The sequence below is a fragment of the Amycolatopsis rhabdoformis genome (assembly GCF_035918295.1).
In the GTDB taxonomy this organism is placed as follows: Bacteria; Actinomycetota; Actinomycetes; order Mycobacteriales; family Pseudonocardiaceae; genus Amycolatopsis; species Amycolatopsis rhabdoformis.
Genome location: NZ_CP142149.1, coordinates 6401332 through 6415681, shown reverse-complemented (window position 1 = coordinate 6415681; position 14350 = coordinate 6401332). Strand labels below are relative to the sequence as shown.

Genomic DNA, 14350 nt, shown 5'->3' with positions numbered 1-14350 from the left:
CGGAAGGTGCCGCTTCGACCCACCTACGCGTGGTATGGAGGAACCATGGCCATCACGCTCGACGCCGACCTGCTCGAGATCCTCGCGTGCCCGTCGCCCGATCACGCACCCCTGCGTCCCGGCTCGCCGGACGACGCGAACGCCGAAGCGCTGACCTGCACCGAGTGCGGCCGGGTGTACCCGGTCCGTGACGGGATCCCCGTGCTGCTTCTCGACGAAGCGGTACTCAGCGGTGACGGTGCCCCCAGCACTCCCGGTGAGCCGGATGACAGCCATGCCGACAGTGCTTGACGATTCGCTGCTCGACGACCCCGCACGCCTGGTCGAGGCCGACAGCGCGGGGCTGCTGCGTGCCGCCGCCATGGCCGGGGCGCAGGTGCGGGCCACCGCCGAGGCCGCGGCCGAGCTGGAGCTGAGCGACCGGCTCGACCTGGGGCGCCCGCGTTCGCTGGTCCTCATCGACCGGCCCGGCGTGAGCCGCACGGTCACGCGCCTGCTGGCCGCCCTGCTCGCCCCGGCGTGCCCGGTGCCGGTGGTGGTGGCCGAGATCGTGCCGTCGTGGATCGGCGCGCTCGACGTCGTGTTCGCGCACACGGACGACGCGGGTGACCGTGAGCTGGCGGCCTCGCTCGAACGCGCGGCCCGCTTCGGCGCGACCGTGGTGCTCTCCGCTCCGGCGGAGGGCCCGGTCGCGGCGTCGGTGGCCGGCAAGGGAGTGCTGCTCGCGCCGCGCATCCCGGTGCCGCCCGAGCTCGCGTTCCCGCGCGGCCTGGCCGCCGGGCTGCTCACGGCCAACGCGCTGGGCCTGCTGGTGGCCGATGTGCAAGCCCTGGCCGACCAGCTCGACCTCGAAGCCGAGAAGGACTACCTGGCGCGCGAGTCGTTCGCGAACCCGGCCAAGGCGCTGGCGTTGCGGCTCGCCGACCGCGTGCCGCTGCTGTGGGGTCTCGACCCCGTGGCGGTGGCCGTCGCGGACCACGCGGCCCACGCTTTCGCAGCTCACGCGGGCATGGTGTGCGACGCGGAAGACTACCGGCAAGCGCTTGCGCGACCGGCTCTTCGAAGAGTTGTGCAATCGGGTGGCCAAGAGCGTGACATCTTCGCCGATCCGGACGACTCATCCGGTGGAACCGCCACGAGGGTGCTGTTGCTCTCGGTGCGGACCGGGCCCGCCGCCGAGGCGGCCCGCTTCCAGGCCGAGGAGTTCCTGCCGGGTGCGGACGTGATCGCGCCCGCGGAGGAGTTCGAAGCGGACGAGATCGTCCGGGCCGCGGTGCTCGCGCTGCGGTTCGAGCTCGCCGCGGTGTACCTCGGGCTCGCGGCGGGCCGGATCGGTGGCGCCGGGAGGTACGAGCCGGCCACCGCTTGACGGCTCAACGGGATCAGGGGGAGGAAGTGCGGACGGGTGCCGTGGGGACGGCACCGCCCGCACGACATCGGCTCCGGCCGATGGGAAGGATTGGGAGTTGAGGTGACAGTGGAGCTGTTGCGCAACGCCGTACGGCCCTACGCCTGGGGATCGCGCACCGCGATCCCGCAGCTGCAGGGCCGTCCGGTGCCGGCGCCGCACCCCGAGGCGGAGCTGTGGATGGGCGCCCACCCGGGCGACCCGTCGCGCGTGCTCGCCCCGGACGGCACCGAACGGAGCCTGCTGGAGCTCGTGGACGCCGATCCGGTCGGCCAGCTCGGCGAACGCTGTGCGAAGCGCTGGGGCGGCCGGCTGCCGTTCCTGTTGAAGATCCTGGCGGCCGAGGAGCCGCTGTCGATGCAGGCGCACCCCTCGGCCGCGCAGGCCGCCGAGGGCCACCAACGCGAGGAACGCCTCGGCATCCCGCGGGACGCGCCCAACCGCAACTACCCGGACCCGACGGCGAAGCCCGAGCTCGTGTGCGCGCTCACCGAGTTCCACGCGCTGGCCGGGTTCCGCGACCCGCAGCGCACCGTGAAGCTGCTCAAGGCCATCGAGACGCCGGGCCTGGCGAAGTACACCGGCCTGCTCGAAGCGCAGCCGGACCCGGACGGGCTGCGCGCGCTGTTCACCACGTGGATCACGCTGCCGCAGCCGCTGCTCGACGGGCTGCTGCCCGAGGTCCTCGACGCGTGCGTGCGCCACGTCGCCGACCACGGCGAGTTCGGCGTGGAGTGCCGGACGATCCTCGAACTCGGCGAAGCACACCCGCGGGATGCCGGCGTGCTCGCGGCTCTGCTGCTCAACCGGCTCACGTTGCGCGCGGGCGAGGCGATCTACCTGCCGGCCGGCAACCTGCACCTGTACCTGTCCGGCACGGCCGTGGAGATCCTGGCCAACTCGGACAACATCCTGCGCTGCGGCCTCACGCCCAAGCACGTGGACGTGCCCGAGCTGCTGCGTGTGGTCGACTTCGCGTGCGGCGAGATGCCGGTGCAGCAAGGCGAATGCGCCGAACAGCGCATGGCCGTGTACCACACCGACGCGCCGGAGTTCGAGCTCGGACGCGTGCAGTGGGAGGCCGGGGACGACACCGAGCTGGTGCTCGACTGCACCGGCCCGCAGATCCTGCTGTGCACCCGAGGCGACCTGCTCGTGACGGCCGAGGACGGCGAGCAGGTCGAGCTGCTGCGCGGCCAGTCCGTGTGGCTGCCCGCGGCCGACCCGGCCGTGTCGGTCCGTCCGTTGGCGGGCGAGCCGGCGCAGCTGTTCCGCGCGACCGCCGGCACCTGCGAAGACTGACTTCGGACCACGCCGTGAAGGGCGCCTCGAGGGACTCTGATTCCCGGAAGGCGCCCTTCATCGCGACTGCCCGGCCGAGCGCAAACGTTCACGTGGCCGAAGCGTCCGCGGGGTATCGGGTCCTCTAGGCTCCCGAACGGACATTTCGCCGGATCCATGGCCCAACACGTGGGGAGCAAGCTGTGTCAGCTGGTGGGGGTACCAAGGCGATCGTCGCGGCACTGGCGGCCAACGCCGGGATCGCGGTGGCGAAGTTCGTCGGGTTCCTGGTCACGGGTTCGTCGTCGATGCTGGCGGAGTCGGTGCACTCGCTGGCCGACACGTCGAACCAGGGCCTGCTGCTGCTCGGGCAGAAGTCGTCGCGTCGGCGCGCGACCAAGGAGCACCCCTTCGGGTTCGGCCGCGAGCGGTACTTCTACTCGTTCATCGTCGCGCTGATGCTGTTCACGCTCGGCTCGGCGTTCGCGCTGTACGAGGGCATCCACAAGATCATCGAGCCGGAGCCGCTCGAGTCGCCGATCGTGGCCGTGATCATCCTGCTGGTGGCGATCTGCCTCGAGGGCTACAGCTTCTACACCGCCATCGGCGAGTCGCGGAAGATCAAGGGCAACGTGACCTGGTGGGGATTCATCCGCCAGGCCAAGGAGCCCGAGCTGCCGGTGGTGCTGCTGGAGGACACCGGCGCGCTCATCGGCCTCGTGTTCGCGCTGCTGGGCGTCGGCCTGTCGGTGATCACCGGCGACCCGGTGTTCGACGGCATCGGCACCGTGTTCATCGGCGCGCTGCTCGGCGTGATCGCGGTGATCCTCATCGTCGAGATGAAGAGCCTGCTCATCGGCGAAGGCGCCACCGAGACCGACCTCGAGACGATCGTCGACGAGCTGGCGGCCGGCAAGGTCGAGCGCGTGATCCACATCCGCACGCAGTACCTCGGCCCGGACGAGCTGCTCGTGGCCGCGAAGCTCGCGCTGGTGCCCGGGCTCGACACGGCCCAGGTCGCCTCGGCCATCGATGACGCGGAAGCCCGCGTGCGCGCGAAGATCCCGGTCGCGTCGCTCATCTACCTCGAACCGGACCTCGACCGCGACGCGCGGTGATCAACTCCCCATCGCGCCGCTCCCGGTATGCCGCGTTAGGGTGATTCTCCCCTTTTAACGCAGTTCTTCTGGAGGTCGCGGTGCCCGGGCACGGTTTGTGGCGGACGAAATCGATCGAGCAGTCCATCGCGGACACCGACGAGCCCGACACCAAGCTCCGAAGAAACCTGAGCGCCTGGGACCTCACGGTGTTCGGGGTCGCCGTGGTCATCGGGGCGGGCATCTTCACGCTCACCGCGCGCACCGCGGGTGACTTCTCCGGCCCGTCGGTGTCGCTCGCGTTCGTGTTCGCCGCGATCGCGTGCGCGCTCGCCGCCCTGTGTTACGCCGAGTTCGCCTCGACCGTGCCGGTCGCGGGCAGCGCGTACACGTTCTCCTACGCCACTTTCGGCGAGTTCGTGGCGTGGATCATCGGCTGGGACCTGATCCTCGAGCTGGCCGTGGGCGCGGCCGCGGTGTCGAAGGGCTGGTCGGTCTACCTCCAGACCGTGCTGGGCTACCTCTTCGGCAAGGGCGCGACGACCACGATCGACCTCGGCTGGGTCACCATCGACTGGGGCGCGCTCGTGGTGGTGGTCGCGCTCACGACGCTGCTGGCCGTCGGCACGAAGCTGTCTTCGCGGTTCTCCATGGTGATCACGGGGATCAAGGTCGCCGTGGTGCTGTTCGTGATCATCCTCGGCGTCTTCTACATCAAGGGCGCGAACTACTCGCCGTTCATCCCCGAGGGCAAGCCCGGCGGCCCCGGCGACAGCGGTGTGGAGCAGTCGCTGTTCTCGGTGCTCGCGGGTGGCGGCAGCAGCTCGTTCGGCGTGTTCGGGTTGCTGGCCGGGGCGTCGCTGGTGTTCTTCGCGTTCATCGGGTTCGACATCGTGGCGACCACCGCCGAGGAGACGCGCAACCCGCAGAAGTCGGTGCCCCGCGGCATTTTCGGCTCGCTGGCCATCGTCACGGTGCTGTACGTGGCGGTGTCGCTCGTGGTCGTCGGCATGGTGCCCTACACCGACTTGGCGACCGAGGCCGGCGACGGCAGCCACAAGACGCTCGCCACGGCGTTCTCGGCCAACGGGGTCGACTGGGCCGCGAACGTGATCTCCGTCGGTGCGCTGGCGGGCCTCACGACCGTGGTGATGGTGCTGATGCTCGGCCAGGTGCGGATCATCTTCGCGATGTCGCGCGACGGTCTCATGCCGCGCGGCCTGGCCAAGACCGGCGGACACGGCACCCCGAAGCGCGCGACGCTGCTGGTGGGCGGTCTGGTGGCCGTGGCCGCCACGTTCTTCCCGGCCGACAAGCTCGAGGAGATGGTGAACGTCGGCACGCTGTTCGCGTTCATCCTCGTGTCCGCCGGGGTGCTGGTGCTGCGCCGCACGCGACCGGACCTGCCGCGCGCGTTCCGCGTGCCGGCGGTGCCGCTGATCCCGATCCTGGCGATCCTCGCGTGCCTGTGGCTGATGCTGAACCTCACCGTGCTGACCTGGCTGCGGTTCCTGGTCTGGATGGCCGTCGGCGTCGTCCTCTACTTCGCCTACAGCCGGCGCCACTCGTTGCTCGGCAAGCGGATCGCGGCGGGCGACGAACCGGCGGCGGGCGCGCCGGCCGGGCCGGCAAAGGACTGAACCACCGCGCGACACGGCCCGTCGTCCCCGCTGGGACGGCGGGCCGTTTTGTGCTGCTGACCTGGGGATATGCCGGGCCGCGCGAAGGTTGCGTGATGTGGCCGAGTTGTCACCTAAATCAGAATGATCACGAAACGATATCTCCCGCGTCTCGGTTTGGATCACGTCTCGAACGCAGGGTGATCAGGTGAGCCGTATGCGATACCGTCCGCCTCGGCTTCCCTCTGACGGGTTAATCACTCGTGTGTGATTCATACGGTAAGTGGTTTTGACTCTCACTGGGAGTGCGCAAATCTTCGCTCGTATCCCCCGTTCGGTACAGGAGTTTTCTGAATGCCCACCATCACCAGACTGCGTGCGGGTTTCACGGTCGCCGCGGTGGCCGGACTCGCCCTGCTGGGCACGGCGACGTCCGCTCTCGCCTGCACCTCCGACGACGGCCGCGCGAACCCGATCCAGGGCCACGCCCCCGACTGCGCTCACCTCAACGGTGTCAGCGGCAAGAAGCTCGACCAGGGTGACTTCACGTTCACCGGCGGCGACAAGAGCAAGTCGCTCAACATCACCGCCACCAAGGACGGCGTCAAGGTCGAGGCGGTTGTCGTCGCCGGTGGCGACGACGGCTACGCGGTCTACATCCCGGGCAAGAAGAACCTGACCAAGGATCTGCCCTGGAACAACCTGATCGCGCCGCACAACTACAACGGCAGCCAGCCGAAGATTGACAGCTGGTTCGCCTGCGGCACGAAGACCGCGCCGGAGACGACGCAGCCGACCAAGCCGGCGGAGACGCCGACCACGCAGCCGACCGAGACCTCGGCGGTGCCGACCACGTCGCAGGCCGCCCCGACCGCGGCGCCCACCAGCACCACGGCCGTGGTCGCGGCCCCGGCCGGCAACGAGACCGGTGGCACCGGCGGCCAGCTCGCCAACACCGGCTTCGACAACGCGTGGCTGATCTACATCGCCGCGGCGCTGCTCGTCGTCGGCGGTGGCCTGCTCGCGCTGCTGAAGTTCCGCCGCCGCAGCACCAACTGATCTGCTTTTCGGGTTCCTGAAACCGGAGGGGAGCCGTACCCGTTTGCCCACGGGTACGGCTCCCCTCCGGTCTTTTGTCCGGTCCCGGGGGGTGGGTCAGCGGGGGCGGGGGAGGTCGCTGAACAGGGCGCCCTGTTCGCCGAGCAGCCGTGAGCGTCCGCTCGGCCTCCCGAGGCCCGCGGCCATCGCGAGCGCCTTGTCCCACTCGGCGTCGGCCAGATAGTCGGTGTGCTTGAGCAGGCCCGGCGCCCAGCGGCGCCGTCCGTCGGGGCCGCGCAGCGGGTCGGGCAGCCAGTGGTCGCCGCCGAGCACGAGCACGCCGGACTCCTCGGGCGTGGCCTCGAGCGGGCCGGACCGGCCTTCGGGCAGGTAGCCGTCGCCGATCAGGTGGCGGCCGGACACGTTGTGCCGCCAGGTCGTGACCCCGCCGCCGAAGATGTCGGTGCCGCGGCACAGCGCGCGCCAGCGGCCGTCGAGGTCGCCGAACAGCGTCGCGAGCGAATCCTGTGGCAGCACCGCGGGGAACGCTCGCTGGTAACCCCACTGCAGCGGGGAGCCGGCGGTGAGCAGGCCGACGCGGTCGCGTTCCTCGGCGGTGAGCTCGGCCGACAGGCGAGCGGCGGTGAGCGTGGTGAGCAGGCTGCCGAGGTTCTGCCCCGAGAGCACCACGCGCGTGCCCGGTTCGGCGAGGTGCTCCTTCACGCGTTCGGTGAGCTCAGGTACGACCTTGAGTGCGTAACACGGCGGCACGGTCGGGTGCGCGGCCCGCGGCCAGAACGACACGAGGTCGGCCAGGGCGCCCAGATGCCGGTTGCGCTCGGGTGAGCGAGCCGCGGTGTAGACCACCCGCAGCAGGCCCGCGGCGAAGCCGCCGAGCGCGAACACGCCCACGGCCGACACCGGCGTGAACCACGCGGGCCGCAGGTCGAAGCCGAACCGCACCACCAGCAGGGCCAGCCCGGCCACGCCGAGCCCGATGGCCACGATCATCACCAGCTGGTGCAGGTGCCGGCGCTCCCAGGCCGACCGCGCCCACGCCCGCGCGGCGGCCTTCTCCTGCTTCGCGTCGAGCTGCACCAGCTCGACCAGCGCGGGGATTCCGCGGCGCCGCCGGCGCAAGGGCACCGCGATCGCGTAGCCGGCCACCACGAGCACCGCGATCAACACGAGTCCGGCACCCCACAGCACGGTGATCAGCTCGTAGGTGTCCGGCAATTGCAGCCCGCCCGTGCCCAGCAGCCGGCGGACGGCGATCCCCAGCCCGGCGCCGAAACCGCCGCCGAGCAGGCCCGCGAGCGCCACGACCGGCGCCGCGGCCCAGCCCCCGAGCCACGGGCGCAGCCGCTTCGGCCGCGTCTTCCAGGTGGACCTCGCGAGCAGCGCCATCGGCACGAGCGCGAGCGCGAACAGGATGGTCACGGCCAGCAGCGCCGCGCCGAGTCCTTCGACCGTGCCGTCGGTGCCGCGCAGGCCGCCGCGCGCGGGCAGCGGCGCGGCGAGCACGGCGGCGTAGACCACCGCCGCCGCGGCGAAGGTCATCAGCGTGCGCCGCGCGACCCGGCCGGGGTCACTGCCGACGGCCGCGCCCACGATCACCGCGACCACCAGCCCCAGCACGCAGATCCAGCCGATCAGCCGCGGCACGTCGTCGGGCACGTGCAGTGGCCCGCCCAGCAGCAGCAACGCGACGCAGGCCAGCGCGGCGACTGTGTGCGTCGCCGACATGCCGGGCGCCTCGGGGTCGGCCAGCAGCTGCAGCGGTGCGCCGCGTCGGATGCGCGGCTGCGGGGCCTGCACCCGCCAGCTGGCCGACGAGATCCGGTGCAGCACGAACACCACCACGAACAGGATCGCCACGCCGATCGCGAGCCGGGCCGGCGACGAGCGCAGCCCCGAGGGCACCCACGGCAGGCAGCCGCTGTCCGGCGCGAGGCACTGCGTGGCGAACAGGTCGAGCGCCGTCACGGCGACCTGCCCGATCAGCAGCATCGTGAGCAGCACGGCGGCCACCCGCAGCAGCCCGCGGCACAGGCCGCCGAGCCAGCGCGCCCGGTGCACCGGCGGCAGCATCCAGAACGCGACGTTGGCCAGCGAGAACGGGAACAGCAGCGCCCAGGTGGCCTTGGCGGCGCCGCCCGAGGTCATGCGGCTCCACAGGTATCCTTCGAGCGTGCGCGGGATGGACCGGCCCAGTGCGGGCACGACCGGCCCGGGGGCCGGGCGCCGCAGCCGGTCCGCCGGGCGCACCACCCTGCCGATGCCGTCGCCGGCGACGTCGACGGTCGACACCGCGTCCAGGAGCGTCTCGCCGCTCGTACCCGCCAGTCCGGCCACCCTCAGCTCGATGATGCGGGTGTCGGGGCCGGGCAGCGGGGCGGGCACGGTAAGGGTCTCCTAAGCCGGTCGGGGGGACGTCAAGCCGACAACGGTACTGTTCAGGTGCCATCAATCCTTGGAGGAACCGCACTATGACCCCCGAAAGCGTTGCCAAGCGGCACGACACCCGGGGCGGCATCGAGTTCGCCGTCGCCGACCTCGAGGCCGCCGAGTTCGGCCGCAAGGAGATCCGCCTCGCCGAGCACGAGATGCCGGGCCTCATGGCGCTGCGCCGCGAATACGCCGAGGTCTACCCGCTGCGGGGCGCGCGCGTGTCGGGGTCGCTGCACATGACCGTGCAGACCGCCGTGCTCATCGAGACGCTGGTGGCGCTGGGCGCGGAGGTGCGCTGGGCCTCGTGCAACATCTTCTCCACGCAGGACCACGCGGCCGCGGCCGTGGTCGTCGGCCCGCACGGCACCACCGAGGAGCCCAAGGGTGTGCCGGTGTTCGCCTGGAAGGGCGAGTCGCTGGAGGAGTACTGGTGGTGCACCGAGAAGATGCTCACCTGGGACGGCGAGGGTCCCAACATGATCCTCGACGACGGCGGTGACGCCACCATGCTCGTGCACAAGGGCACCGAGTACGAGAAGGCCGGCGTCGTGCCGTCCGCCGACGAGAACGACTCGGACGAGTGGAAGGTCTTCCTGGAGCTGGTGCGCGCGTCCGTCGCCGCCGACACCTCCAAGTGGACCACCATCGGCGAGGGCATCCGCGGCGTGACCGAGGAGACCACCACCGGCGTGCTGCGGCTCTACCAGCTGGCCGCCGCGGGTGAGCTGCTGTTCCCGGCGATCAACGTGAACGACGCGGTGACCAAGTCGAAGTTCGACAACCGCTACGGCATCCGCCACTCGCTCATCGACGGCATCAACCGCGGCACCGACGTGCTCATCGGCGGCAAGGTGGCCGTGGTCTGCGGTTACGGCGACGTCGGCAAGGGCGCGGCCGAGTCGCTGCGCGGCCAGGGCGCGCGCGTGATCGTGACCGAGATCGACCCGATCTGCGCCCTGCAGGCGGCGATGGACGGCTACCAGGTCAAGACCCTGGAGAACGTGCTGCCCGAGGCCGACATCGTGATCACCACCACCGGCAACAAGAACGTGGTGATGGTCGAGCACATGGCGAAGATGAAGCACCAGGCGATCGTCGGCAACATCGGCCACTTCGACAACGAGCTCGACATGGCCGGCCTCGCGCGCTACCCGGGCATCCACCGCATCAACATCAAGCCGCAGGTCGACGAGTGGGTGTTCCCCAACGGCAACACGATCATCGTGCTGTCCGAGGGCCGGCTGCTCAACCTCGGCAACGCGACCGGGCACCCGTCGTTCGTGATGTCCAACAGCTTCTCCAACCAGGTCATCGCGCAGATCGAACTCTTCACCAAGCACGAGGAGTACGACAAGGAGGTGTTCCGCCTGCCGAAGAAGCTCGACGAGAAGGTGGCGCGCATCCACCTCCAGGCCCTCGGCGGCGAGCTGACCAAGCTCACCAAGGAGCAGGCCGAGTACATCGACGTGGACGTGGAAGGCCCGTTCAAGTCGGAGCACTACCGCTACTGAGTTCTCACTGACGAGAGGCGGCGTCCGGGTTTCCCGGGCGCCGCTTTCGTTCGGCGCCTCCACAGTGGACGCCAGTGGACCGGACCACTCCGCAGTGCACTCCGTTCTCCCCGCGGTGACAAGTCCGCCGGGTCCGATGTGCCCGAAGATCCGCTCCCGGGTTGCCTCCTGGGCTCCGGCCTCGCTCCGTCGGCACCACTCGCCGAGTTCCCGTGGTTCCTTCGGAAGTGCCCGGCCGTGTCGCGGCCGGAGGACTTCCGAAGTGAAGGGGATCTGCCTTGTCCGCAGGAGAAGTGGGCCGAAGAGGGGTAATCGCCGGAGGGCTGGCCGCGGTGGCGGCGGGTGCGATGAGCACACCCGCGCTCGCCGAGGGTGCCACGACCACGCCGGTGAACGAACGGCTCAAGGGCTACAGCTACCCGCTCAGCGCGCGGGGGGTCGCCAACCTCGCGCCGACGCCGCCGTGGCACTACGTGGGTGACGTCGTCGGCGTCGAGTTCTGGACCACGCCGGGGGCCGCCGCCGCGTCGCTGCCGACCGGTCTGGACCCGGACCCGACCAGTTCGGGCCACGGCTACGCGCTGTTCATCGACTGGCAGTTCTCCGCCAGTGACAACGAGTACCTCGACCCCGTGCGCAGCCAGTACCACGAGTTCCTGGTGCTGCTCGACGCCGTGCACAAGGGTTCGCCGGTCGCCTGGTGCCCGTACATCTACGTGGACAACGACGAAGCGCTGGCCCGCGGCTGGATCCAGGGCTTCCCGAAGAAGATCGGCGCGATCCACCAGACGCGCGCGTTCGGCGTGCCGAGCCAGGCCGGCCCGGTCGTCGGCCCCGGCGGCCAGTTCGGCGCCACGCTCTCGTCCAACGGCCGCCAGCTCGCCTCGGCCCGGGTGACGCTCGAGCAGACCGCGCCCACGATCCCGGCGCTCGGCCGCCCGATCGTGAACCTGCGCTACTTCCCGCGCCTGTCGGCCGGGCAGTACCGCAACCCCGCCGTGCACGAGCTCACCCAGTCCGTTTTGGACACCCCGCAGGTGGCCGGCACCTGGACCGGCACCGGCGACCTGTCGTTCTTCCCGGCACAGGCCGAAGAACTGGCCGACCTCGCGCCCCAGCGCACCGGCGCCGGATTCCGCGGCTCGCTGTCCTACAGCGTCACGGACCTGATCATCCTCTGACCGGCGGCGGCCGGGTGCCGGCTGGTGCCCGGCCGCTCAGAGGCGTTCGTCGCGCATCACGTCGAGGTTGTGGAACACCGGCGGCCCATCGCACAGCTTGCCCATCCGCTCGGCGATCTTCGAGGTCTCCGGCAGCTGCGAGTTCCGCATCGCCTCCTCGTACGACGGGAACTCGACGAACTCCATGTAGGTTCCGGGGTTGTCACGGTCGCTCATCACCACCGCGTGGGTGGCCGTGCGGCTGCCCTTCGTCGCGGTTTTCCACTCGTCCATGAGCTCGTTCAGCTCGTCCGGGCGTGAGGTCTTGAACTCGATGACTTGTACGAAACTCATTGTCGGCTCCTGGTGGGACTGCCCCCGAAATTCCATCGTGCGCGTGGTCTCGGGGCACGTCAACGCAGGTCAGGGGCCTGGTTCTTCACCGGGCTCAGTTCCACTCCACAGCGATCCCCGCCAGACCCGGCCCCGCGTCGCGGAAGTAGCCGCTCGTGACGCCGCCCGTGTCGAGCGGCAGCTCTTCGGCTTCCACCGGCAGGGCGTCGTCGCGGGCGCGGACCTGGCGGGTGCAGCGGGCAGGCATCGCGGTGGGGTCGAACTGCAGTTGCAGCAGGTAGCTGGCGGCCTGGTCGCGCAGCATCCGGTAGTAGCCGGGGAACAGGGCGCTCGAGTCGTCGCGCACCTCGAAGCAGAAGACGTGGATGTCGCCCTCGCCGAGTTTGCGGTCGAAGAGCAGTTCGGTCGCCATGGTCTCGGCGGTGGGGTGGCGGCGGATGCGCCCGACGCGGCAGCCCTCGGCCGTGATCAGCTCGACGTCGTCGATCTTGCAGCCGGGGTCGCCGTTGTACACGGTCACGTACCGGTCGGGGCCGTGCCGTCGCGCGCGCGTGACCAAGCGCGTGCGGATGCTCACCTGGCGGCGGCGGGCGTCCACCGTGATGCGGTCGTGCACCGAGAGCAGCTCGAGGTCGGCGTTGGAGTGGTTCGCCGAGGGCAGCACACCCAGGTCGGACAGCAGCTGGTCGACGATCGAGCCCATGTCGCCCGAGCGCAGGTCGTGGAACGACACCGCGGCCTGGTGCCCGCGCGGGCGGGCGGTGCGCGGGCCGATCAGCACCACGAGCGAATCGGTGGGCAGCTGCAGCACCGACTCCAGCGCGCGCACGGCCGGCAGCGCCTTGGGCACCTCGGGCTGGCGCAGGCCGCGCTGCCAGTAGCTGAGTGTCGACTGTCCAATCTGGACGCCGCGCAGGGCCAGGTGGGCGCGCAGGCGCGCCAGCGACAGGCCCCGGTGCGCGATGGCCGTGCGCAGGGCCTGGTGGAACTCGCCGGTGCGCAGCGCGTCGGCCAGTTCCGCGGGCAGGTCGCCCGAGCCACGCCGAACAGGTTCGATGATGAGTGCGCCTTCCCTGTCTCGAGACACCGCTTGTCCCTTCACCAGACCAGTGTGGAGATCACTGCGTGCGCCGGCCGTGAACACCGCGGAACGTTCACGTTAGCAGCGCACGGTAGCCGCTCCGACCCCCGTTCGGGGTGGTTGGCCACGCAAGGGTGGCCATTCCGTGTTCCAGACCTGACCCGGAACGCCTTGATCCCCGGAAGAGCATCTTGCTCCGCGTGACCGCACTGTTCACCGTTGTGACGACCGAGGGACACGTCGTCGTGGGTGGGGAGGGTCGGTGCACGCTCCGCGTATCAAAGTGCCAGCGCAGAAGCTTCGTACCGCCGCCCGTGCCGCGGCGCACCGCGGCCGAGCCCACTTCGAGCGAACGCGCACCACCGGGCGGGTGCTGGCGCTCGTGATCCTCGTGGGCATGGCGTTGCTGACGTCGGGACCGGGCGCGAGCGCGGCGCAGCCCTCCGGCGTCGGCAACGCCCATCTCGTCCCGCAGGCGGCCACCGACGAGGGCTACGCCTACCGGCCCGTGGCCGACGTGCTGCCGCGCGGCGACACTCCGCCACCCGAGGACCACGATTCGGGCTGGCTGCCGCTGGCCATCCTCGCGGGCCTGCTGCTCGCCGGCGGCGGGGGCTACCTGCTGCGGTCGCGGCGCGAGGCCGCCTGAGCCGTACCGGCGTGCCCGGCGGTGCCGTCCCTCCCGCCGGGCCGCCGGTCGACCACTCCCGATTCGCCGGGGTCCTCCGCCACGGCGTCGAGGGCCGCGCGCAGGTACGGGATGAGCTTTTCCGCTTGGGGACCGGTGAGCACGGTCGAGCCGAGCACCGTGCGGTTGAGCAGCATCCCGGCGCAGATCGCGATCAACAGCGCCGAGCGGCCGGTGGCGTCACCGCCGGGCAGCGCTTCGGCCAGGCGGGTCTGGTAGTTGCGCTCGATGCTTTCGCGCATGATCGCGGCCGCGCGCGGGTTGGCGACCGAGCGCAAGGTGAGCAGCAGCCCGTCGGACGCGTGCCGGTCGTCGCCGGTCAGCAACGCGATCGCCGCTTCTTCATTGAGCTCGGGGGTCATCATCATCGACTTCTCGAACGCGACGTCCACCACTTCGGCGAAGAGCCCTTCCTTCGAGCCGAAGTACTTGCCGATCAGCCGCGCGTCCACGTCCACGGCCCCGGCGATCTCGCGGACGCCGGCGCCGTCGTAGCCGCGCTCGGTGAACGCTTTGCGGGCCGCGTTCAGGATCGCCGCGCGCGTGGCCACGGGGTCGCGGCGCTTCGGCGTCGGATCAGGACTCATGGTCACCAGCGTAGGGGTCCCTTCGCCGGTCGCAGCCCGCGTTCGGCGCGGCACGCCCCCGATCGGGCCGGGCGC

General features: G+C 70.8%; 13 protein-coding genes. 9 read left to right on the top strand and 4 right to left on the bottom strand.

Annotation, left to right across the window (positions count from 1 at the left end; all coding sequences use genetic code 11):
• Positions 1–45: 45 nt before the first annotated feature.
• The 6 genes from VSH64_RS29425 to VSH64_RS29400 all read left to right on the top strand — a co-directional run bounded on the left by VSH64_RS29425 (position 46) and on the right by VSH64_RS29400 (position 6464).
• Complete coding sequence (locus VSH64_RS29425; RefSeq protein ID WP_326565983.1) at positions 46–291, top strand: Trm112 family protein; 246 nt, start codon at positions 46–48, stop codon at positions 289–291.
• A complete protein-coding gene (locus VSH64_RS29420; protein ID WP_326565982.1) occupies positions 275–1369 on the top strand; it encodes a hypothetical protein in 1095 nt (364 codons plus the stop codon). Before VSH64_RS29425 ends, VSH64_RS29420 begins: the two co-directional genes overlap by 17 nt.
• 108 nt (positions 1370–1477) lie before the next feature.
• A complete protein-coding gene (gene manA, locus VSH64_RS29415) occupies positions 1478–2710 on the top strand; it encodes a mannose-6-phosphate isomerase, class I (RefSeq protein ID WP_326838052.1) in 1233 nt (410 codons plus the stop codon).
• A gap of 182 nt (positions 2711–2892) precedes the next feature.
• Entirely contained in the window at positions 2893–3807 is a 915-nt protein-coding gene (locus tag VSH64_RS29410; RefSeq protein WP_326565981.1) for a cation diffusion facilitator family transporter, read from the top strand.
• An 80-nt stretch (positions 3808–3887) separates the two neighbouring features.
• Entirely contained in the window at positions 3888–5426 is a 1539-nt protein-coding gene (locus VSH64_RS29405) for an amino acid permease (RefSeq protein WP_326565979.1), read from the top strand.
• Positions 5427–5759: 333 nt separating this feature from the next.
• A complete protein-coding gene (locus VSH64_RS29400; protein WP_326565977.1) occupies positions 5760–6464 on the top strand; it encodes an LPXTG cell wall anchor domain-containing protein in 705 nt (234 codons plus the stop codon).
• Between the two features lie 96 nt (positions 6465–6560).
• Here the strand turns inward: VSH64_RS29400 and VSH64_RS29395 are convergent, their stop codons facing one another.
• Positions 6561–8846 carry a hypothetical protein gene (locus VSH64_RS29395; RefSeq protein ID WP_407655570.1) on the bottom strand — a complete coding sequence of 762 codons (2286 nt, stop codon included), beginning with the start codon at positions 8844–8846 and terminating at the stop codon, positions 6561–6563.
• Positions 8847–8932: 86 nt separating this feature from the next.
• Here VSH64_RS29395 and ahcY point away from each other — a divergent pair, with 86 nt between their 5' ends.
• Positions 8933–10405 (top strand): adenosylhomocysteinase, encoded by a 1473-nt coding sequence (gene ahcY, locus VSH64_RS29390; protein ID WP_326565975.1) that lies wholly within the window; start codon positions 8933–8935, stop codon positions 10403–10405.
• 347 nt (positions 10406–10752) lie between these two features.
• Positions 10753–11586: an acetoacetate decarboxylase family protein gene (locus VSH64_RS29385; RefSeq protein ID WP_326565974.1), complete on the top strand. Its 834-nt coding sequence runs from the start codon at positions 10753–10755 to the stop codon at positions 11584–11586.
• A 36-nt stretch (positions 11587–11622) separates the two neighbouring features.
• Here VSH64_RS29385 and VSH64_RS29380 read toward each other — a convergent pair whose 3' ends face one another.
• A complete protein-coding gene (locus VSH64_RS29380; RefSeq protein ID WP_326565973.1) occupies positions 11623–11919 on the bottom strand; it encodes a hypothetical protein in 297 nt (98 codons plus the stop codon).
• Positions 11920–12013: 94 nt separating this feature from the next.
• Positions 12014–13006: a hypothetical protein gene (locus VSH64_RS29375; protein ID WP_326565972.1), complete on the bottom strand. Its 993-nt coding sequence runs from the start codon at positions 13004–13006 to the stop codon at positions 12014–12016.
• A gap of 277 nt (positions 13007–13283) precedes the next feature.
• On the opposite strand from VSH64_RS29375, the gene VSH64_RS29370 reads away from it, so the two are divergent.
• On the top strand, positions 13284–13649 hold the full coding sequence (locus VSH64_RS29370) for an LPXTG cell wall anchor domain-containing protein (protein ID WP_326565971.1): 366 nt from the start codon (positions 13284–13286) through the stop codon (positions 13647–13649).
• Here the strand turns inward: VSH64_RS29370 and VSH64_RS29365 are convergent.
• A complete protein-coding gene (locus VSH64_RS29365; protein WP_326565970.1) occupies positions 13616–14275 on the bottom strand; it encodes a TetR/AcrR family transcriptional regulator in 660 nt (219 codons plus the stop codon). The two genes, VSH64_RS29370 and VSH64_RS29365, sit on opposite strands and share 34 nt — an antisense overlap.
• Positions 14276–14350 lie beyond the last annotated feature (75 nt).

Coding starts and splice junctions, on each gene's coding strand:
- VSH64_RS29365 (WP_326565970.1), bottom strand. CDS start 14,275: ATGAGTCCTGATCCGACGCCGAAGCGCCGCGACCCCGTGGCCACGCGC.
- VSH64_RS29420 (WP_326565982.1), top strand. CDS start 275: ATGCCGACAGTGCTTGACGATTCGCTGCTCGACGACCCCGCACGCCTG.
- VSH64_RS29425 (WP_326565983.1), top strand. CDS start 46: ATGGCCATCACGCTCGACGCCGACCTGCTCGAGATCCTCGCGTGCCCG.
- VSH64_RS29380 (WP_326565973.1), bottom strand. CDS start 11,919: ATGAGTTTCGTACAAGTCATCGAGTTCAAGACCTCACGCCCGGACGAG.
- ahcY (WP_326565975.1), top strand. CDS start 8,933: ATGACCCCCGAAAGCGTTGCCAAGCGGCACGACACCCGGGGCGGCATC.
- VSH64_RS29385 (WP_326565974.1), top strand. CDS start 10,753: ATGAGCACACCCGCGCTCGCCGAGGGTGCCACGACCACGCCGGTGAAC.
- VSH64_RS29400 (WP_326565977.1), top strand. CDS start 5,760: ATGCCCACCATCACCAGACTGCGTGCGGGTTTCACGGTCGCCGCGGTG.